Here is a 19236-nt window from a genome sequence, read left to right as displayed (position 1 = left end):
CGGCGGGATATCTGAAACAACCGTATGCCTACTGGTACATTCCGGGGGATATTGTGCCGCAAGCGAGTACCCAAACGCTCAACGGGCGTCTTGTGGCATATACGTTGAACTTGACGGTAAGCTCGTCGAATCCAAATAACCTGCCTCCAGGCACTACATCAAGTTACAGCGGCGTGTTCCTCACAGGCGATTGCCCGGCTGGCTTTACGAAGGTCGAAGGCACGATTAACAATGATGCTAGTCGCTTGGTGGCGGCATCAACACCTACGGCTACGTCTCCGGCAATCCTGTCAGCCGCTTCGATCCGCGAGGATTGGATTGCGTAGCATCTGGCGGGACGGTTAGCTGCAACGTACCTGGCGGACCTCATATCAGCTTCCCGCGCCCGGCAGGGTGGCCAGATCGTCTTGGACCAGGCCCCGCAAATTACCACTACTACAACGAGTGGGTGAAGACAGCCGGCCTTGATAAGAAATGCCTTGACGACTACGTCCGCAATCATCCGACGCCCGGCTCGCCAAGTGCCGCGACGCCAAGCGGAACGCCAAACAACGCAAGTCCGAGTTGGGTTCCGTCATTCATGGCGAGTCCTGTGACTAGCTATGCCATGAATTACAACGGAAACCAAGTGATCGTGAACGTGACGATGCCTAATCATCCACTATTCCCTGGCTACGTCGCGCGCGTGAACGACGCTGATGGCACCATGAACAACTTCGGTGAAGGTACGGGAGCACTTCAAGCAGGGTATTCGCCGTTCGCCCGTCCGATCAACAATGTATGGCAGGGCCTGTCGGACGATGCGATTAATGCTTGTTCGTGCAAGAAGTGAGGGTAAAAATGTTCGGCTCAAGAGTTCGAGTGCTATTAGGTTTTCTGATTGCCCCTGGTGCGCCGGCGCTGCTGCTCTATCTCATCAACTTGCAATTTGTCCCGCGACACGATGCTGAGTTCGGAGGGGTAATGCTCGGCATATTGAGCTACATCGCTGCAATCATCTTAGGTATTCCAGCCTGCCTCCTGGCTAGGCGTTGGAAGCTCACTGGTCCGCTGAGTTTTGTTGTACTTGGAGCTTTGGTAGGACTGGCCGTCTATGTCGTGTTTTTTGGATTCTTGGGAATAAGCAGCTATCAGTCTTCACCGGAACACGCGATCGGGCTTGTCAAGAATTCGATGATGAGCGGTCTTCTAGCCGTGGGGTATGCTGCAGCCGCAAGCGGCCTGTTTTGGCTGATTGCGATCAGGGAGTTTCGGTCGTGACGAGACTTCTTACTCCCACTTGGCCCGGACCTCACTTGTATCCTGCTGTAATCCGTCCGTGCCCGGTGCGTATGCTGCGCGTATCCTACTCGTAGCCTGGAAAAATCGATCCTGGGATGCAAATCCCTGCAAGTCATGGGCGGGGCGGAGGTGGCGGGGGGGCCGCCATTCCCTTCCGACCATCACACATCACGCAACCTGCGGTTGCGGCGCAAAGCCGCGCTGCGCTTGGCTTCGCGGGTAATACGGGGTAAGGCTTCGCCGTATTACTGGGGTGGTAAGGAATGGTCTGCAAAGCCCGGCGTGGCGGGCGAAGCTTGGTAATACCAAGGATTTCGACTGTAACCTGCCAACGCGCAGGATAGGCTTTCGCCGGGATTTGTAATGCAAGCTCCGGCTTTGACGGCTCGCGCCGTTGTTTTCTTATAATTGAAAAATAGCTTCCCCAACCCCGCTGCGCGGGGCCTTAGCCGCTAAGAAAAGAACGCTCAGCTACTGGCCCGGGCCAGCACGGTTTCCAACATTTCGTTGACGAAGCGCTGTTTGCTCTTGGGGAGCTCGTGAATGCGCTCGATATTGCGTTCGAGCTGGGAGGCAGGGCCGCGCTTGCCGCATGCAAAAAGGTCATTGGTGGAGGCCATGAATGAAAACGATATATCCTAGTAAAAATTTCAAGGCAGAAATAAAGAGAGCATTTGATATTCGTGAGCCGCTTGTGGTATCGATCGATGGTGGCTGGAGGGGGAAACTACTTGCTAAGGAGGTTGGTTCGTGGCTCCCGGTCAATGAAATCGGGTTGATTGAAATAGGACCTTGGAAGGGGCCTTCAAACTGGTGCGGGCTGTTCATGATGCCGTTATACACAGCACACTATATGGCGATATCGGCCGACTATGAGTTAAAGGCCACGATAGATGGTAATTGCGTTACTTTGAATTACATTCCGTTAGGAGATGAGTAAAGAGATCTCTGTTGAGTACGACACACCGTCGAAAAGCGCGCGCGAGAATTTTTTGCTAACGGGTGATGCGAACGATGATTTATGGTTTGGGCTAACGATTAGTTTTCCCGGCGAGTAAAAAGTTATGCATCGAGTCATCGCTGAGCTTATGTGGGCAGTGTCTGGCTGACCAACACAAGGGAAACGCGCCGCCTGCCCGTGACAAAGCGCGCATTTCCAGCCTAAAAAAACCTGTACAGTGAGCCACTTCCCGCACAGACAGCTGCCCCGCGCGCGTCCGCTTTACCGATCACATGCAACAGTATTTCCACTCCCTGGAACAAAGCCAGTCCAGGTTCCGCCTTTCCTTCGTAGCCGTGTTCATGGTCTACCTCGCCGGTGCCTATCATTTCGACAGGACTGCCGGGAATGCGCTCAGCTATTGGGCGCTGGCGCTGTATCTGGGTTTCGCCGCCGGCATGGTGGCGGTCTCGCACAAGGCGAAAGCCATGTCGTTGACGCGGCTAAACCTGTGCATCGTCATCGACCAGGCCTGCATGGCGCTGTTGTACGTGGCCTTCGGAGAGGTCGGTGCGCCATTGTTGCTGTGCCCCGCGCTGGCGTCCATCGGCTATGGCGTCCGGTATGGGCCCTCGTATGCCTATAAAAGCGCGCTTGCCGGGCTGGTTTGCCTGATTCCGGCGATGGCCATGTCGGCATACTGGCGCAGCGTTCCCCTTGCCGCGGCGGGCCTGATCGTGTCGAACAGCTGCCTGCCGGTGTATGCCGCCGCGATCTCCCAGCATCTCCGCAAGGACAACCTGCGCATGCAGCGGCGCACGAACGATTTGCTGGCCGCGAAGGAAGCGGCCGACATGCGCGCCCGGCAGGATCCGCTGACCGGATTGCTGAACCGCTTCGGCCTCGACGAAGCCATCGATGAAGCCGTTCGGGTACCGGGCCGCCTGGTCGCGGTGGTGGCAATGGACCTGGACGGATTCAAGCAATTCAACGACGCGCATGGCCACCAGATCGGCGACGAGTTATTGATGCGTGTGAGTGACCTGATCCGCTATCGCATTGCCGGCGCGACGGCGCGGTATGGCGGCGATGAATTCCTGTTCGCCCTGAAAACCCCGGATACCTACGCCGACGTCCTCCATTCATTCGAAAAACTGCGGACCGATATCGCTGCGCTCGAAATCGTCCCCGGCGCCGGGGTCAGCGCCAGTATCGGCGTCCACCTGATCGACGGCGCGACACCGGTGAACCGGGCCGAGGTCCTGGCGAGCGCGGACAAGCTGATGTACCTGGCGAAGCGCAACGGCCGCAACCGGATTCAGACCAACTGCTCGGAGTCCGAAGAACTGGCCTGACGCTCGCTGCGATGCAGGGCGAAGCGCTCAAAGGCCTGCGTCAGGAAGGCCACCAGCGTCCGGATCCGTGCCGACTGGTGCTGGTGCTGCGGGTAGATGGCATAGATGTCGGCATCCGGCGTGCGGTACTGCGGCAGCACCTGCACCAGGCGCCCGCTGTCGAGGTAGCGCTCGATGTCCCATTCCGCGCGCATCAGGATGCCATGGCCGTCGAGCGCCCAGTTGACGGCGATTTCGCCGTCGTTGGTGGTCAGGTTGCCGCGCACCTTGACCGTCTCTCCGGGGCCGCTGGCGTCGCGGTCGCGGTGCAGGCGCCAGGTGCCGTAGGCCTCGTCGCCCTGGCGGATGCAGATGCAGTTGTGGCGCACCAGGTCGGCCGGCGCCTGCGGCTCGCCGCGCGCGGCCAGGTATCTCGGCGAGGCGCACAGCAGGCGGCGGTTGGTCGCCAGCTTCTTCGCGATCACGCGCGTATCGCCCGGCTCCCCGAAGCGGATGCAGACGTCGAACTGGTCTTCGGTCAGGGGCGGGGGATTGACCGACAGCTGCAGCTGCACGTCGACTTCCGGATACTTCAGCACATAGGCCGAGATCGCGGGGGCGATGTGCAGGCGGCCGAAGCCCAGCGTGGCGTTCACCCGCAATAAACCCTTTGGCTGCCCCTTCGCGCTGCCCAGCATCTGGTCGAGGTCGGCGATTTCGCCGAGGATGCGCCGCGCGTGCTCGAACAGCACTTCCCCATCCGGCGTCAGGCTCATCCGGCGCGTGGTCCGGTTCACCAGCGGCACGCCCAGCCTGGCCTCCATTTGCGATAGCCGCTTGCTGACGGCGGCGGTGCTGATGCCCAGCTCACGCGCCGCGCCGCTCAGGCTGCCGCAGGTTCCCAACGATACGAAAAAGCCAAGTTCGGCCGGCTGGATGCCACTACTCATTCGATTCTTAACCTCGGGTTAAAGACGGATTAAGTCTAGCCAACATATTTGCCTGCGTCCAGCGCATAAAGTGTGTCCACGGATGCACTTTTACCTACACAGGAGACAGGAACAATGAAGACCTACCAAATCGCGACGATCCCCGGCGACGGCATTGGCAAGGAAGTGGTGCCGGCAGGGCGCCAGGTGCTGGAGGCGCTGGCCGCATCGAGCAGCAAGTTCAAATTTTCCTTCGAAGATTTCGACTGGGGCGGCGACTATTACCGCGAGCATGGCGTGATGATGCCGGCCGACGGCCTGGACGCGCTGCGCAACAAGGACGCAATCCTGTTCGGCTCGGCCGGCGACCCGGACATCGCCGACCACATCACCCTGTGGGGCCTGCGCCTGAAGATCTGCCAGGGATTCGACCAATACGCCAACGTGCGCCCGACCCGCATCCTGCCGGGCATCGACGGTCCGCTGAAACGCTGCGCGCCGGAAGACCTGAACTGGGTCATCGTGCGCGAAAACTCGGAAGGCGAGTATTCCGGCGTCGGCGGCCGCGTGCACCAGGGCCACCCGATCGAAGCCGCCACCGACGTCAGCATGATGACCCGCGTCGGCGTCGAGCGAATCCTTCGCTTCGCCTTCAAGCTGGCCCAGTCGCGTCCGCGCAAGCAGCTGACTGTCATCACCAAGAGCAATGCCCAGCGCCACGCGATGGTGATGTGGGACGAGGTCGCGGTGCAGGTCTCGAAGGATTTCCCGGACGTGAAGTGGGACAAGGAGCTGGTCGACGCGGCCACCGCGCGCATGGTCAACCGCCCGTCCACCCTGGACACCATCGTCGCCACCAACCTGCATGCCGACATCCTGAGCGACCTGGCGGCAGCCCTGGCCGGCAGCCTCGGTATCGCCCCGACCGGCAACATCGATCCGGAGCGCCGCTACCCGTCGATGTTCGAGCCGATCCACGGTTCGGCCTTCGACATCATGGGCAAAGGATTGGCCAACCCGATCGGCACCTTCTGGTCGGTCGTCATGCTGCTCGAGCACCTGGGCGAAAACGACGCCGCGAAGCGGGTCATGCAGGCGATCGAAGCCGTGACCTCGACGCCGTCGCTGCATACCCGCGACCTGGGCGGCCAGGCCACCACCGCCGACGTCACCAGGGCGGTGTGCGACTTCCTGAACGGCAGCCAGGAGCGCGCCGCAGCCTGACGATAACCCCCCGTCCCCGACCGGCCGCGAAGAGCCGGGGGGACACGAAGCAGACAGATAAAGGAGACATCATGTCCAGGAGTTTTTTTGGAAAGCTGTACGTCCAGGTCTTGATCGGCGTGATCGCAGGGGGCCTGCTCGGCTACCTGTATCCGAAGTTCGGCACCGACCTGAAGCCGCTGGGTGACCTGTTCATCCGCCTGATCAAGATGGTGTTCGCGCCGGTCATCTTCGCGATGGTGGTGCTGGGCATCGCCAAGATGGAAAGCCTGAAGGAACTGGGGCGCGTCGGAGCACGCGCCCTGATCTATTTCGAGCTCATGTCGACCTTCGCCCTGCTGCTCGGCCTGATCGTCGTGAACGTGGTCCAGCCGGGCGCCGGCATGAACGTCGATCCGGCCCACCTCGACACCAAGAGCATCAGCAACTACACGGCGGCCGCGGCGAAATCGACCGGCTTCGTCGACTTCCTGCTGAACATGGTCCCGACCAGCGCGATCGATGCGCTGGCCAAGAACGACATCCTGCAGATCCTGGTGTTCGGCACCATGTTCGGCATCGCGCTGTCGCGCATGGGCCGCCACGCCAAGCCGGTGGTCGACATGCTGGAAGCCTTCAACACCGGCATGTTCATGGTGCTCGGCATGGTCATGCGGATCGCCCCGCTCGCCGCCTTCGGCGCCATCGCCTTCACGGTCGGCAAATACGGCCTGTCCTCGCTGCTGTCGCTCGGCCAGCTGATGGGCTCCATGTACCTGACCTGCGTCGCCTTCGTGTTCATCGTGCTCGGCGTGGTCTCCCGGATCTGCGGCTTCAGCATCTGGAAATTCCTGCGCTTCATCCGCGAAGAGATCTTCACCGTGCTCGGCACCAGCTCGTCGGAATCCGTGGTCCCGCAGCTGATGAAGAAGCTGGAGTACCTGGGCGTGTCGAAGCCGGTGGTCGGCCTGGTGGTGCCGTCGGGCGTCACCTTCAACCCGGACGGCCAGTGCATCTACTACACCATGGCCGCGATCTTCATCGCCCAGGCCACCAACACGCCGCTGTCGCTGATGGACCAGCTGGTGGTGCTGGGCGTGCTGATGATCACCTCGAAAGGTTCGGCCGGCGTCACCGGTTCCGGCTTCATCACCCTGGCCGCCACCCTGGCGTCGATGGGCAAGATCCCGGTCTCCGGCATGGTGCTGCTGCTCGGCGTCGACCGCTTCATGTCCGAGGCGCGCGCCATCACCAACACCATCGGCAACGGCGTCGGCACCCTGGTCGTCGCACGCTGGGTGGGCGCGGTCGACAAGAACCGGATGAACCGCATCCTGGACGGCGAACAGATCGAACAGGAGGGCGTCGCGGCGCCGCACGCCGGCGAGGTGCGCGAGGACCTGCCGGTCGGCCTGGTCAAGCCCCATAACGTCTCGGCCTGAGGACTGGCACCGATGAAACACAAGGAACTGCTGGAAGCGATGTTCCGGGCCGCCATCGCGGCGGCCCAGCCGGACAAATGCATTCCGCCCCACCTGCCGGCCCAGCTGCACGGCCGGCTGGTGGTGATCGGCGCAGGCAAGGCATCGGCGGCGATGGCGCGGGCAGTCGAACGCGCCTGGCCGGGCAAGCTGGAAGGCCTGGTCGTCACGCGCTACGGCTATGCGGTGCCGTGCGAACGCATCGAGATCGTCGAGGCGGCGCACCCGGTGCCCGATGCAGCCGGCGAACGTGCTGCACAGCGCATGCTGGAGCTGGTGGGCGGCCTGAGCGCCGACGACACGGTGCTGTGCCTGGTCTCCGGCGGCGGTTCGTCGCTGCTGCCGCTGCCGCTGCCCGGCATCACCCTCGAAGACAAGCAGGCGGTCAGCCGGGCGCTGCTCGCGTCCGGCGCCAGCATCGGCGAGATGAACTGCGTGCGGCGCCACCTGTCCGCCATCAAGGGCGGGCGGCTGGCCGCGGCCTGCCATCCGGCGCATGTGGTGACGCTCCTGATCTCGGACGTGCCGGGCGACGAGCCCTTCGACATCGCCTCGGGCCCGACGGTGGCCGACCCGAGCACCTGCGCGGATGCCCTCGACATCGTGCGCCGCTACCGGATCGCGTTGCCGGGCAAGGTGCGCGAAGTGCTGGAAAGCGGGGCGGGGGAGTCGGTCAAGCCGGGCGATCCGCGCCTGGCAGGACATGAAGTCCGCTTCGTGGCCACGCCGCAGATGGCGCTCGAGGCGGCGGCCCGCGTGGCCGAACGGGCCGGGGTTGCCGTCCACATCCTCGGCGACAGCCTGGAAGGCGAGGCGCGCGACGTCGGCAAGGTCATGGCCGGCATGGCGCTGCAAGTCGCCAGGCGCGGCCAGCCCTTTGCGGCGCCCTGCGTGCTGCTGTCGGGCGGCGAAACCACGGTCACGGTGCGCGGCGATGGCCGCGGCGGGCGCAATGTCGAATTCCTGCTGGCGGCGGCGATCGCGCTGCGCGGCGAACCCGGCGTGCATGGGCTGGCCGGCGATACCGATGGCGTCGACGGGCAGGAAGAAATCGCCGGCGCCTATTTTTCGCCCGACACCCTGGCGCGCGCTTTCGCCAGGGAGATCCGGCCCATGCAGAGCCTCGACCGGAACGACGGGCACGGCTTCTTCCAGGCGCTCGGCGACTCCATCGTGACCGGTCCCACGCTCACCAACGTCAACGACTTCCGCGCGATCCTGATCGACGCGCCCCGATAGGACAAACCATGCATCGTCATCGCAAGGCGAAAATCGTCGCCACCCTGGGGCCGGCCAGCACGGACGCCGCCACCATCGAATCCCTGTTCCGCGCCGGCGCCGACGTGTTCCGCCTGAATTTCAGCCACGGAACCCACGACGACCACAAGGCGCGCCTCGACAAGCTGCGCGCGCTGGAGCAGTCGCTGGGCCGCCCGGTCGGCGTCCTGGTCGACCTGCAGGGACCGAAGCTGCGGATCGGCGCCTTTGCCGAAGGGAAGGTGGTGCTGGAAGCCGGTGCGCCGTTCCGGCTCGACCTGAACGCCGGCCAGCCGGGAGACCGTTCGCGCGTCTCGCTGCCGCATCCCGAGATCTTCGCCGCGCTGGAACCCGGCGCCAGGCTGCTGCTCGACGACGGCCGGATCGAGCTGAGGGTCGAGAAATTCAATGCCGAGTCGGCGGACACCGTCGTCGTCAACGGCGGCGTGCTGTCCGACCGCAAGGGCGTCAACGTGCCGGGCGTCGTGCTGCCGCTGTCGGCGCTGACCGAGAAGGACCGCAAGGACCTGGCGTTCGGCCTGGGCCTGGGAGCCGACTGGATCGCGCTGTCCTTCGTGCAGCGGGTCGAAGACATCCGCGAGATCAAGGAGATCGTCCAGGGACGCGCCCGGATCGTCGCCAAGCTGGAAAAGCCGGCGGCGATCGGCGATCTCGAAGCCATCGTCGAGGAAGCCGACGCCGTCATGGTGGCGCGCGGCGACCTGGGCGTCGAGATGCCCGCCGAGCAGGTGCCGGCGATCCAGAAACGCATCGTGCGGGTCTGCCGCCGCCTGGGCAAGCCGGTCATCGTCGCGACCCAGATGCTCGAATCGATGGTGGCGGCGCCGGTGCCGACGCGGGCCGAAGCCTCGGACGTGGCGACCGCGATCTACGACGGCGTGGATGCGGTGATGCTGTCCGCCGAATCCGCGTCGGGCAAGTACCCGGTCGAGGCGGTCACCATGATGAACAACATCATCGTCCAGACCGAGTCCGATCCGTTCTATCGCGAGAGCATCGCCGCCGGCCAGAGCCCGGCCCGGGCCGAGATCGCCGATGCGATCGGCCTGGCGATGCGCAACGTGGCCGAGCTGCTCGGGGTTGCGGCGACCGCCGCCTACACCAGTTCCGGCCACTCGGCGCTGCGGCTGGCGCGGGAACGGCCGCAGGCGCCCATCATCGGCATGACGCCGAAGCTCGCCACCGCACGCGCGCTGGCGCTGGTGTGGGGCGTGCACGCGGTGCTGACCCATGATGTCGCCGACGTCTCCGAAATGACGGACTTCGCCTGCGCCACCGCGCGGCGCGAGGGACTGGCAGGCGAGGGGCAGAGCATCGTCATCGCCGCCGGCATGCCGTTCGGCGCATCGGGCACCACCAACCTGCTGCGGATCGCGCGGCTCGATTGACGGCCCCGCTCAGGCCTGGACCTGGATATCTCCGAAAAAGCCCAGCTGCAGGCTGCTGGCGATGCGATTGGCGACCAGGATCGCCGGCTCGGCGCCTTCCAGTCCGAACACTTCGATCGCGGTCATCTTGAACAAGGTGAGCCAGCGGACGAAGTGTTCCTTGCCGATGCCGCTCAAGGCCATGTGCTTGCCGAACACGTTGCCCTGGAATTCGCCGGTATCGAGCAGGACCTTGGTCCAGAACGCATACATGCGCGGCATGTGCTCGTCCCAGTGGCCGGCCAGCTTCGCCTCGAACACGGGGCCCAGCACGGCGTCTTCCCGCACGCGGGAGTAGAAGGTGTCGACCAGCTGGACGATGGTCGACGGGGTGATTGCGTTGGAATCCATACTTGGGGACTGCGCGGGGGGCGTTTCCGGCAGTGCCGGGAACGACGACGCGTTAGTTAAACAAGGTTCTTCGGGTTGCCGGCCGCCCAGGCGTCGATATTCTCGACCAGCATGTCGGCCAGCGTCTGCATCGCGCCGCCGCTGGCCCAGGCCACGTGCGGGGTCAGCACGAAGTTCGGCAGGTTCAGTTTCAGCAGCGGGTTCCCGGGCACGGGCGGCTCCTTGCTCAGGACGTCGAAGCCGGCGCCGGCGATCACGCCGTTCTTCAGCGCCTCGGCCAGCGCCGCCTCGTCCACCAGGCCGCCGCGCGCGGTATTGATCAGGATGGCGCTCTTCTTCATCGACGCCAGCTCGGCCGCGCCGATCATGTGGCGGGTCTGCTCGGTGAGCGGCAGGTGCAGGCTGACCACGTCGGACGTCGCCAGCAGCTCGGCCAGGGGCAGCTGCACCAGGTCGGGCTCGGCTACCTTCGAGCGCGAGGCGACCGCGATCTCCATCCCGAAGGCGCGGCCGATCTGCGCCACGCGCCGGCCCAGCGCGCCGTAGCCGAGGATGCCGAGGCGGCTGCCGGCCAGGTCGGCGATCGGGTGGTCGAGCAGGCAGAAGCGGGTCGACTGCTCCCAGCGCCCGGCGGCGACATCGAGAGCGTAGGCCATCAGGTTGCGGCGCACCGCCAGCATCAGGGCGAAGCAGTGCTCGGGCACCGACACCACCGAGTAATTCCGGATATTGCAGACCGCGATGCCGCGCTCGCGGCAGGCAGCCAGGTCGACGTTGTCGGTCCCGGTCGCGGCCACCGCCACCAGCTTCAGGTCGGGCAGCTGCGCGATCTCGGCGGCGCGCAGCGGCACCTTGTTGGTGATCGCGACCGTGGCCCCGCGCAGGCGCTCCACGACTTCGTGCGGCGCGGTGGCCGGATAATCCTGCCAGGCGTGCTCGAAGGCGGGTGGACGGATGGTGGCGATCAGGCTGTCGCGGTCGAGGAAGACGATCTTGTGCATGGCGGTTCCGGTCGATGGGGAACCGTCATTGTAGATTGCTGACGAAAAAAAGACAGGAGCTAGTCCTGTCTTTCGAGGTGGAGGGGCTTGAGCCGCTGGGCTTAGTGAGCTGCCGCGTCGGCCTTCTGGTCTGCGTGGGCAGCGGCCTTGTCGGCAGCTGCGTCCGCCTTGGCCTTTGCGGCCTTCTTGTGTGCTTTGGCCTTGGTCTTGGCGGCGTCGGCCTTGGCGACGGCGACGTCCGAGCTGGCTTCGGCTTCCTTCTTCTCTACCTTGGCATCGGCCTTGGCTGCCTTTTTCATTTCCTTGGCTTCTGCCTTGGCGACATCCTTGTCGGCTTTGACATCGGCTTTGGCGGCAGGGGTCGTCGTCGTGGTCGGCGACGTTGCGGTCGACTGGGCGGCGAATACCGAGGTGGCGAACAGACCGGCGATCAGGGTAGCGACGATTTTGCTCATGGCGATGTTTCCTTCAGTGTTGTCGTTGACATGTGGGACATTCCCGGGTGCTGCTGGTCCCTCAACGCGGCCATCAGTAAGCCAGTTGACGCGTCTTTACATTTATTTACATTTGGCTTTCATTGTTGCAACTTGGCCCCGGCCAGCTTGGCGATCGCCGCCAGCGTGGTCTGGGCGGCATTCAGCCCAAGCAGGTAATCCTTGTCGCTGAAAGTCGACACCAGGTCGGTCGGCTGGTGCCAGTGCGGGTTCCAGCCGGCGCCGATCTGCTGGCCGCGCTCGTTCTCGCGCAGCGAAATCGACGGCACCAGGTCCATGAACGGGGTCGAGTCCGTGTTCGTCATGTGCGGGCCGACCGCGGCCGGGTAGTCGGAAGCGTATTTGTCGTTGGCGGCGCGGAAGGCCCAGGCCAGCTTCTGGGCGCCCTCGGCCTGGCGCGAATTCGCCTGGAACTCGATGTTGACGTCGGCTTCGCGGCGCTGTTCGGGCGGCGGGGCCGTCACCGTCCTGCCATTCGCGTCGACATGGGCGACCGGCATGCCGTGGTCGAACATCATCATGTCGTGCTGGACCATGCCCAGCCAGCGCGGCTCCGGATAGCGGCCCGATCCCTTCGGCGATTCGATTCCCTGCAGGTCCTTGCGCTGGGCGACATAGGCCGAGGCGCCGTTCAGGCCAGTCTCCTCGTTGTTCCACAGCGCGAAACGGATGCTGCGCTCGGTCGTGACGCCGGGTGCGTTCAGGATCCGCGCCAGTTCCATCACCAGGGCGGTGCCGGAGGCGTCGTCGTTGGCCGCTTCGCCATAGCCCATGCCGTCCATGTGGGCCGCCACGATGTACATCTCGTCGGGACGGGTGCTGCCCACCTTGGTGCAGTAGACCTCTTCGCGCGGGCCGCCTTTCGGATCGGGCTGTTCGGCGTTCAGCGCGCGCAGGCGCTCGTCGGGCTGGGCCAGCGGGTTCTCGTTGACGCTGGTCGGCGCGCGGGTGCCGAACAGCGTGCTGCCGCCCTGGCCGGGCGGACCGCCGCGCCCGCCCTGCGGGGCGGCCACACGCGGACTGACGGGAACGCGAGGCACCGGCACGTAGTCGTAGCGGATCCGCTCGGTAGCGCAGCCGAAGGACTCGAGCTGGGCTTCGATCCAGTCGATCGCCTTGCGGTTGCGTTCGGTGCCCTGGCGGCGGTCGCCAAAGCGGGCCAGGCCGCGGATGGTGTCCTTGTAGCGCCCGAGGTCGAGCTGGCCGACCAGGCTGGCGACCGGATCGGGCGCCGCGCCTGCCGCTGCGGCTGGCGCCGCCGGAGCGGTCTGCGCATGCGCGGCGGGCAGGGCCAGCGCCAGGATGAGGACGAGGGAGGAAGGGGCGAGCACGGCGGACGGTTTCACGAGACCTCTCTGGCGGGTGCGGATAAAAGCGCCACTATATGCGATGCGCACGATTGATGCCTGTTTGACATTGGAAATTATTCAAAGGATACTCATCTGGCATTTCCACCAACCAAGAAAACCAGACGCCGTGAAGACCACTTCCCTCACCATCCTTTCCGCAGCCGTGCTGGCCGCGCTGGCCGCAGTGGCCCATGCCGCCCCGGCCGTCAAACCTGCCGTGCCCGCTTCGCAGGCCGTGCAGATCGAAGCTTCCCACCTGTCGCAGGACGTCAAGGTGCTCGCATCGGACGAGTTCGAGGGCCGCGGCCCGAACACGCCGGGCGAGACCAGGACCGTCGCCTACCTGATCAACCAGTTCGAGGCGGCCGGCCTGAAGCCGGGCGGCGACCTGGTCGACGGCAAGCGCGGCTGGACCCAGGACGTGCCGCTGGGCCGTTTCGAGATCAAGGGACCGGTCGAGGTCAGCATCAAGGGCGGAGGCAAGGAAGAAGCGCTGACCCAGGGCGAGCAGATCGCCGTGCGGGCCGCGATGACGGGCGCGAAGAGCGTCGAATTCAAGGACGCGCCGCTGGTGTTCGTCGGCTACGGCGTCACCGCGCCGGAGCGCAAGTGGGACGACTTCAAGGGCCAGGACCTGAAGGGCAAGCTGGCCGTGGTCCTGATCAACGACCCGGACTTCGAGACGGGCAAGGGCGAATTCGGCGGCAAGGCCATGACCTATTATGGCCGCTGGACCTACAAATTCGAAGAGCTGGCCCGCCGCGGCGCGCTCGGCACCCTGATCGTGCACGAAACGGCCCCGGCTTCCTACGGCTGGGCGACCGTGAAGAACTCGAACACCAACGTCATGTACGACGTGGTGCGCAAGAACCCGCTCGAGGCCCATGCGCCGGTCGAGGCCTGGATCCAGCGCGACCTGGCGGCCGACCTGTTCAAGCGCGCCGGCCTGGACTTCGACAAGCTGAAGAAATCGGCGCAGTCGCGCAACTTCAAGCCGGTCGAGCTGCCAGGTATCTCGATGTCCGGCCGCTATGCCGTCGACGCCCAGGTGATCACCTCGAAGAACGTGATCGCGGTGCGCGAGGGCAGCCGGCATCCGGACCAGTACGTGGTCTACAGCGGCCACTGGGACCATCTCGGGGTCGGCCTGCCGGATGCGAAAGGCGACCGCATCTACAACGGCGCGGTCGACAACGCGACCGGCATCGCGGCCCTGCTGGAACTGGCGCGCGTCTACGCGGCCGCCCCGGCGCCGCAGCGCAGCGTGGTGTTCCTGGCCGTGACGGCCGAAGAAAAAGGCCTGCTGGGCTCGGAATACTATGCGGCGAACCCGGTCTATCCGCTGGCGAAGACGGTCGGCGTGATCAATATGGACGCGCTCGACCCGCACGGCAAGGCCAAGGACTTCACGATCTCCGGCAGCGCCAGGCTGGAACTGCTCGACCGCCTGGTGAACAAGGCGAAACTGGCGAAGCTGAGCTACTCGCCGGATCCGAAACCGGAAGCCGGCCACTTCTTCCGCTCCGACCACTTCCCGTTCGCCAAGCGCGGCGTACCGGCGATTTCCTTCGGTTCGGGCGAGCACTGGGAGCAGGGCGGCGTCGCTGCCGGCAAGAAGGAGGCCGACCGCTACGTCAAGGAAAACTACCACCAGCCGTCCGACGAATGGCAGCGCGAGTGGACCTTCGAGGGCATGGCGCGCGACCTGGGCATCCTGTACGCCGTGGGCCGCGAACTGGCCGATTCGAACGCCTGGCCGAACTGGGCGAAGGACTCGGAATTCCGCGCGGCGCGCGACCGCAGCGCAGCCGAGCGAAAGTAATTGCTCGACTGAGTGATCGATCGAGTGCAGGGCGCGACGGTTAACTGCCGTACAGTCGCGCCCGCAGCAGCCCGGTACATTGGCGATATTGCTGCTGATGTACAGGTGATGCCATGCCGGACGCACTCAAGGAATACAAGGCCAAGCGGAATTTTTCGATCACGTCGGAACCCGCGGAAGGCGGCGAAGCCAGCAAGGGCGCGCTGACCTTCGTGATCCAGAAGCACTGGGCCACCAGGCTGCATTACGATTTCCGCCTCGAACTCGACGGCACCATGAAGAGCTGGGCCGTGCCGAAAGGCCCCAGCTTCGACAGCCACGACAGGCGCATGGCCGTGCACGTCGAGGACCACCCGATCTCCTATTCCGATTTCGAAGGCACGATTCCGCCCAAGCAATACGGAGCGGGCGAGGTCATCGTCTGGGACAAGGGCACCTGGGAGCCGATCGGCGACCCGCGCAAGGGCTATGCCAAGGGCGAACTCAAGTTCGAGATCCACGGCCACAAGATGCACGGCCGCTGGGTGCTGGTGCGCCTGCGCGGCCATGAGGACGACAAGCAGGAGCCCTGGCTGCTGATCAAGGAGAACGACGAGTACATGCGGCCGGCGTCCGAGTTCTCGGTGGTCGACGAGATGCCGGACAGCGTCAAGGACTTGCCGATGCCGGGCGCGCCGGAAGACCGCGACGCGGCGCGCGCCAAGGTGGCGATGCTGGAGGCGGAAGCGAAGCCGGCGAGGAAGACCGCCGCGAAGACCTCCGCCAAGCCCGCGGCAAAGACCGCGGCAAAGACCGCAAAACGCGGCGCCATGCCCGAGGGCGCGGTCAAGGCCGAGCTGCCCGAAACGCTCACGCCCGAGCTGGCGACCCTGGTCGACGCTCCGCCCGAGCGCCCCGAGGAATGGATCTTCGAGATCAAGTTCGACGGCTACCGGATGGTGACCCGGGTCGCCGACAAGGGCAAGGATATCCGCCTGATCACCCGCAACGGCAACGACTGGACGGATAAACTGCGCCCGCTGCAGCAAGAGATCAAGCGCATGAAGCTGCCGGACGGCTGGTACGACGGCGAGATCGTGGTCCACGACGAGAACGGCAAACCCAATTTCAACCTGCTGCAGCTGGCCTTCGACGGTTCCAACCGCGCCCAGATCGTCTACTTCATCTTCGACGCGCCCTACATGAAAGGCTATGACCTGCGCAACGTGCGGCTCGACGAACGGCGCCCGCTGCTGCAGGAAGTGCTGGCCGCAAAGCCGTCCGACACCGTGCGCTTTTCCAGCGAATTCGGCACCGACCCGAGCCAGCTGGTGGTGGCGGCCTGCCAGATCGGCCTGGAGGGCGTGATCGGCAAGCGCCGCGACTCGCGCTACGTGACGCGCCGCTCGCCCGAATGGATCAAGCTGAAATGCGGGATGCGCCAGGAATTCGTGATCGGCGGCTATACCGATCCGCAGGGCGCGCGCACCGGCATCGGCTCGCTGCTGCTCGGCTACTACGACAAGGATGGCGTGCTGCGCTACGCCGGCAATTGCGGCAGCGGCTTCAACGGCGCCTCGCTGCGCCACATGCGCGAGACGCTGGAAGCCATCGAGACCGATGACAATCCCTTCCCGCCGCGCGCGGTGCCCGGCCGCGGCAACCACTGGGTCAAGCCGGAACTGGTGGCCGAAGTCAGTTTTTCGGAATGGACCGCGACCAACTCGATCCGCCACCCCGTGTTCCAGGGCCTGCGCAAGGACAAGCCGGCCAGGAGCGTCGTGCGCGAACAGGCGAAACATGTGCAGGAGACCGCGACCGTGAAGAACGATGAAGAGGCAGCGAAGCCGGCGCCGCGCAAGCGCGCCGGCAGCAAGGCATCGAAGGCTGCGCCGGCGCCGGCCGGCAGCGGGATTCCAGGCGTGCCTCCCACTGGGATGCCCGCCTCGTTCAAAGTCACGCACGGCGAGCGCGTGATGGACAAGCAGAGCGGCGTCACCAAGCTCGAACTGGTCGAGTACTACGCGCTGGTGGGCGAGCTGATGATGGCGCACCTGAAGGGCCGCCCGGTCTCGCTGGTGCGCGCGCCCGAGGGCGTGGGCGGCGAGCTGTTCTTCCAGAAGCACGTGGTCGACACCCGCAAGATGCCGGGCGTGGGCCAGCTCGACCAGGCCCTCGATCCCGACCACCCGCGCATGACCCGCATCGACACGGTCGAAGGCCTGCTGTCCTGCGCCCAGTGGAACGTGGTCGAGATCCACAGCCAGAACGCGGTCGAGAAACGCTACGACACGCCGGACCGCTTCGTGTTCGACCTCGACCCGGGCGAGGGCATCGAGTGGCCGGCGGTGCAGGAAGCGGCCCAGGTGGTGCGCGCCTTCCTGCAGGAGCTGGGCCTGAACCCGTTCCTGAAGACCAGCGGCGGCAAGGGCCTGCACGTGGTGGTGCCGCTCAAGCCCAAGCTGGACTGGGACACGGTAAAGGACTTCTCGCACGCCATCGTGACCCACCTGGCCAAGACCCTGCCGGACCGTTTCTCGGACAAGAGCGGCGCCAAGAACCGGGTCGGCCGCATCTTCATCGACTACCTGCGCAACGGCCGCGGCGCGACCACGGTCGCGGCCTGGTCGGCGCGCGTGCGGCCCGGGCTCGGCATCTCGGTGCCGGTGCGCTGGGAAGAGCTGCCGGAGCTGAGCTCGGGCGCGCACTGGACGGTGCGCACGGTGGGCGAGCGGCTGGCGGTGGGGAATACGCCGTGGGAGGATTACGAGGAGAGTGCGGTGACGCTGACCAAGGCGATGAAGGCGCTGGGGTTCAAGGCGAAATAGGAAAAAGAGGGGCGGCCCGCGGCAGGCGCCCGTCGCCCCCGCGCAGGCGGGGGGCCAAGTTATCGTCCGGAGTTCGTGGTCGGCGGCTCTCGGCGCCATGACCGAAGCCCGTATCTCATACACAAACTTGGGTTCCCGCCTGCGCGGGAACGACGGTCATGGGTTGCAGGCCGCTTCTTCCCCCGTCTCCGCCTCCGCCTCCCTGTGGTTGCGCACGATCCCCCGCACATTCATCGCGCACAAGCCCACCTGCAGCGCGATCAGCGCCCAGGCTTCGTCATGCACCCCCCACACGATCCACATGAGGTTGGACAGGATGAAGGTATAGAAGCCGAAGATCCGGCGCCTGGCGTGCCGCGCGCCGACCAGGAAGGCGGCGCCCAGGGTGACCGCCATGGCAGGCCATTGCAGGAAGTCGATCAGCGTATCCCAATCCACTCAGGCCGCCTTCCTGCGCCGGGCCGGCGCCTTGGCCGCGCCGGCGGCGGCGGCTTTTTTGGCGACGGCTTTCTTGGCAGCGGGTTTTTTTGCTGCGGTGCTGGTCCTGGCCGCGGCCTTCTTCGCGGCCGGCTTCTTCGCCGCGGTGGCGCGCGCGCGCACGGTCGGGTGCGACGCCGGCTTGCGCGTGCGCGGCGGCGGCGTCTCGTCGGCATCCTCGTCCTCGTCGTGCGAGGGCTTGCGCGACTTGCGCGGCGGCGGTTCGTCGTCGTCGTCATCGTCGCCGGCATGCGCGGCGCCGGGCTTCCTGCCCAGGCTGGCCTGCAGCAGCGAGACCAGGTCGATGACGTTGGATTTCTTCGGCTTCTCTTCCTCCGGCTCCGGCATGGTGATGGTCTTGGTCTGGTTGGCCTTGATCTTCTTCTTGATCATGGCCATCACGTCTTCGCGGTAGGTGTCGTGGTACTGCTGCGGCTTCCAGTTCTCGCTCATGCCTTCGACGAGGGCCTTGGCCATCTGGAGTTCCTTGGCCGTCACCATGGCCGCCTTGGAGTGCTCGCCCGGGATCTTCAGTTCGTCGGTCGGGCGGATCTCGTCCGGGTAGCGCAGGGTGATGAGGACGATGGCGTCGTCGACGCACACCAGCGCCGCCAGGTGCTGCTTGACGCGGATGACGACGTTGGCGATGCCGATCTTCCCGACATCGCGAAGGGTCTCGCGCAGCAGCGCATAGACCTTGTCGCCGCCCTTGCCGGGGGCCAGGTAGTAGGGCTGCTCGTAGTAGAGCAGCGGCACCTGCCCGGCGTCGACGAAGGCCAGGATGTCGATGGTCTGGGTGGCTTCCGGGTTGGCGCGGCGCAGGTCTTCGTCGGACAGCACCACGTATTCGTCGGTCGCGTATTCATAGCCCTTGATGATGTCGTCCCAGGAGACTTCCTTGCCGGTGTTCTTGTTGTAGCGCTTGAAACCGATCGGCGCAAAGTCGCGACGGTCGAGCATGTGCAGGTCCAGGCTATGTTCGCTGGTTGCGGGGTACAGTTCGACCGGGATGTGGACCAGTCCAAAACTGATCGCTCCCTTCCACATGCTGCGAGCCATCGC

18 protein-coding genes are annotated in these 19236 nt (G+C 65.1%); 10 read left to right on the top strand and 8 right to left on the bottom strand.

What is annotated here, in order from left to right:
* Window positions 1-607: 607 nt before the first annotated feature.
* Together AC3A6M_RS16755 and AC3A6M_RS16750 are read left to right on the top strand one after the other, a co-directional pair.
* Entirely contained in the window at window positions 608-832 is a 225-nt protein-coding gene (locus AC3A6M_RS16755) for a hypothetical protein (RefSeq protein ID WP_487853863.1), read from the top strand.
* Window positions 814-1260 (top strand): hypothetical protein, encoded by a 447-nt coding sequence (locus AC3A6M_RS16750; RefSeq protein ID WP_487853862.1) that lies wholly within the window; start codon window positions 814-816, stop codon window positions 1258-1260. The genes AC3A6M_RS16755 and AC3A6M_RS16750 overlap by 19 nt, the downstream gene beginning before the upstream one ends.
* Before the next feature lie 488 nt (window positions 1261-1748).
* On the opposite strand, the gene AC3A6M_RS16745 is transcribed toward AC3A6M_RS16750, so the two are convergent.
* Window positions 1749-1901: a hypothetical protein gene (locus AC3A6M_RS16745; RefSeq protein WP_487853861.1), complete on the bottom strand. Its 153-nt coding sequence runs from the start codon at window positions 1899-1901 to the stop codon at window positions 1749-1751.
* 2 nt (window positions 1902-1903) lie between these two features.
* Between AC3A6M_RS16745 and AC3A6M_RS16740 the strand changes: the two genes are divergently transcribed.
* Both AC3A6M_RS16740 and AC3A6M_RS16735 read left to right on the top strand, forming a co-directional pair.
* Window positions 1904-2221 carry a hypothetical protein gene (locus AC3A6M_RS16740; protein ID WP_487853860.1) on the top strand — a complete coding sequence of 106 codons (318 nt, stop codon included), beginning with the start codon at window positions 1904-1906 and terminating at the stop codon, window positions 2219-2221.
* A 293-nt stretch (window positions 2222-2514) separates the two neighbouring features.
* Window positions 2515-3576 (top strand): GGDEF domain-containing protein, encoded by a 1062-nt coding sequence (locus tag AC3A6M_RS16735; protein WP_487853859.1) that lies wholly within the window; start codon window positions 2515-2517, stop codon window positions 3574-3576.
* Here the strand turns inward: AC3A6M_RS16735 and AC3A6M_RS16730 are convergent.
* Window positions 3540-4505, bottom strand: a complete 966-nt coding sequence (locus tag AC3A6M_RS16730; RefSeq protein WP_487853858.1) for a LysR family transcriptional regulator — start codon at window positions 4503-4505, stop codon at window positions 3540-3542. The two genes, AC3A6M_RS16735 and AC3A6M_RS16730, sit on opposite strands and share 37 nt — an antisense overlap.
* Window positions 4506-4619: 114 nt before the next feature.
* On the opposite strand from AC3A6M_RS16730, the gene AC3A6M_RS16725 reads away from it, so the two are divergent.
* The 4 genes from AC3A6M_RS16725 to pyk all read left to right on the top strand — a co-directional run bounded on the left by AC3A6M_RS16725 (window position 4620) and on the right by pyk (window position 9834).
* On the top strand, window positions 4620-5708 hold the full coding sequence (locus tag AC3A6M_RS16725; RefSeq protein ID WP_487853857.1) for a tartrate dehydrogenase: 1089 nt from the start codon (window positions 4620-4622) through the stop codon (window positions 5706-5708).
* Between the two features lie 71 nt (window positions 5709-5779).
* On the top strand, window positions 5780-7129 hold the full coding sequence (locus AC3A6M_RS16720) for a dicarboxylate/amino acid:cation symporter (RefSeq protein WP_487853856.1): 1350 nt from the start codon (window positions 5780-5782) through the stop codon (window positions 7127-7129).
* Window positions 7130-7141: 12 nt separating this feature from the next.
* Window positions 7142-8407: a glycerate kinase type-2 family protein gene (locus AC3A6M_RS16715; protein WP_487853855.1), complete on the top strand. Its 1266-nt coding sequence runs from the start codon at window positions 7142-7144 to the stop codon at window positions 8405-8407.
* A gap of 8 nt (window positions 8408-8415) precedes the next feature.
* Window positions 8416-9834: a pyruvate kinase gene (gene pyk / locus AC3A6M_RS16710; RefSeq protein WP_487853854.1), complete on the top strand. Its 1419-nt coding sequence runs from the start codon at window positions 8416-8418 to the stop codon at window positions 9832-9834.
* A gap of 9 nt (window positions 9835-9843) precedes the next feature.
* On the opposite strand, the gene AC3A6M_RS16705 is transcribed toward pyk, so the two are convergent.
* The 4 genes from AC3A6M_RS16705 to AC3A6M_RS16690 form a co-directional block, all read right to left on the bottom strand.
* Window positions 9844-10224 carry a group III truncated hemoglobin gene (locus AC3A6M_RS16705; protein WP_487853853.1) on the bottom strand — a complete coding sequence of 127 codons (381 nt, stop codon included), beginning with the start codon at window positions 10222-10224 and terminating at the stop codon, window positions 9844-9846.
* Window positions 10225-10280: 56 nt separating this feature from the next.
* On the bottom strand, window positions 10281-11225 hold the full coding sequence (locus AC3A6M_RS16700; RefSeq protein ID WP_487853852.1) for a D-2-hydroxyacid dehydrogenase: 945 nt from the start codon (window positions 11223-11225) through the stop codon (window positions 10281-10283).
* A 101-nt stretch (window positions 11226-11326) separates the two neighbouring features.
* Window positions 11327-11680 (bottom strand): hypothetical protein, encoded by a 354-nt coding sequence (locus AC3A6M_RS16695; protein ID WP_487853851.1) that lies wholly within the window; start codon window positions 11678-11680, stop codon window positions 11327-11329.
* Between the two features lie 119 nt (window positions 11681-11799).
* Window positions 11800-13065, bottom strand: coding sequence for a M28 family metallopeptidase (locus AC3A6M_RS16690; protein WP_487853850.1), 1266 nt, complete (start codon window positions 13063-13065; stop codon window positions 11800-11802).
* Window positions 13066-13195: 130 nt separating this feature from the next.
* On the opposite strand from AC3A6M_RS16690, the gene AC3A6M_RS16685 reads away from it, so the two are divergent.
* Both AC3A6M_RS16685 and ligD read left to right on the top strand, forming a co-directional pair.
* Window positions 13196-14890 carry a M28 family metallopeptidase gene (locus AC3A6M_RS16685; protein ID WP_487853849.1) on the top strand — a complete coding sequence of 565 codons (1695 nt, stop codon included), beginning with the start codon at window positions 13196-13198 and terminating at the stop codon, window positions 14888-14890.
* A gap of 113 nt (window positions 14891-15003) precedes the next feature.
* Entirely contained in the window at window positions 15004-17697 is a 2694-nt protein-coding gene (ligD, locus tag AC3A6M_RS16680; RefSeq protein ID WP_487853848.1) for a DNA ligase D, read from the top strand.
* A gap of 156 nt (window positions 17698-17853) precedes the next feature.
* On the opposite strand, the gene AC3A6M_RS16675 is transcribed toward ligD, so the two are convergent.
* Both AC3A6M_RS16675 and ku read right to left on the bottom strand, forming a co-directional pair.
* Window positions 17854-18135 (bottom strand): hypothetical protein, encoded by a 282-nt coding sequence (locus tag AC3A6M_RS16675; RefSeq protein WP_487853847.1) that lies wholly within the window; start codon window positions 18133-18135, stop codon window positions 17854-17856.
* A complete protein-coding gene (gene ku / locus AC3A6M_RS16670) occupies window positions 18136-19233 on the bottom strand; it encodes a non-homologous end joining protein Ku (protein WP_487853846.1) in 1098 nt (365 codons plus the stop codon).
* Window positions 19234-19236 lie beyond the last annotated feature (3 nt).

The sequence above is a fragment of the Telluria sp. Soil_C_11 genome, from assembly GCF_057657395.1.
This window is presented reverse-complemented; position numbering and strand designations above follow the sequence as displayed.

Coding starts and splice junctions, on each gene's coding strand:
- AC3A6M_RS16700 (WP_487853852.1), bottom strand. CDS start 11,225: ATGCACAAGATCGTCTTCCTCGACCGCGACAGCCTGATCGCCACCATC.
- AC3A6M_RS16695 (WP_487853851.1), bottom strand. CDS start 11,680: ATGAGCAAAATCGTCGCTACCCTGATCGCCGGTCTGTTCGCCACCTCG.
- AC3A6M_RS16755 (WP_487853863.1), top strand. CDS start 608: ATGAATTACAACGGAAACCAAGTGATCGTGAACGTGACGATGCCTAAT.
- AC3A6M_RS16745 (WP_487853861.1), bottom strand. CDS start 1,901: ATGGCCTCCACCAATGACCTTTTTGCATGCGGCAAGCGCGGCCCTGCC.
- ligD (WP_487853848.1), top strand. CDS start 15,004: ATGCCGGACGCACTCAAGGAATACAAGGCCAAGCGGAATTTTTCGATC.
- AC3A6M_RS16735 (WP_487853859.1), top strand. CDS start 2,515: ATGCAACAGTATTTCCACTCCCTGGAACAAAGCCAGTCCAGGTTCCGC.
- pyk (WP_487853854.1), top strand. CDS start 8,416: ATGCATCGTCATCGCAAGGCGAAAATCGTCGCCACCCTGGGGCCGGCC.
- AC3A6M_RS16715 (WP_487853855.1), top strand. CDS start 7,142: ATGAAACACAAGGAACTGCTGGAAGCGATGTTCCGGGCCGCCATCGCG.
- AC3A6M_RS16720 (WP_487853856.1), top strand. CDS start 5,780: ATGTCCAGGAGTTTTTTTGGAAAGCTGTACGTCCAGGTCTTGATCGGC.
- AC3A6M_RS16725 (WP_487853857.1), top strand. CDS start 4,620: ATGAAGACCTACCAAATCGCGACGATCCCCGGCGACGGCATTGGCAAG.
- AC3A6M_RS16705 (WP_487853853.1), bottom strand. CDS start 10,224: ATGGATTCCAACGCAATCACCCCGTCGACCATCGTCCAGCTGGTCGAC.
- ku (WP_487853846.1), bottom strand. CDS start 19,233: ATGGCTCGCAGCATGTGGAAGGGAGCGATCAGTTTTGGACTGGTCCAC.
- AC3A6M_RS16730 (WP_487853858.1), bottom strand. CDS start 4,505: ATGAGTAGTGGCATCCAGCCGGCCGAACTTGGCTTTTTCGTATCGTTG.
- AC3A6M_RS16740 (WP_487853860.1), top strand. CDS start 1,904: ATGAAAACGATATATCCTAGTAAAAATTTCAAGGCAGAAATAAAGAGA.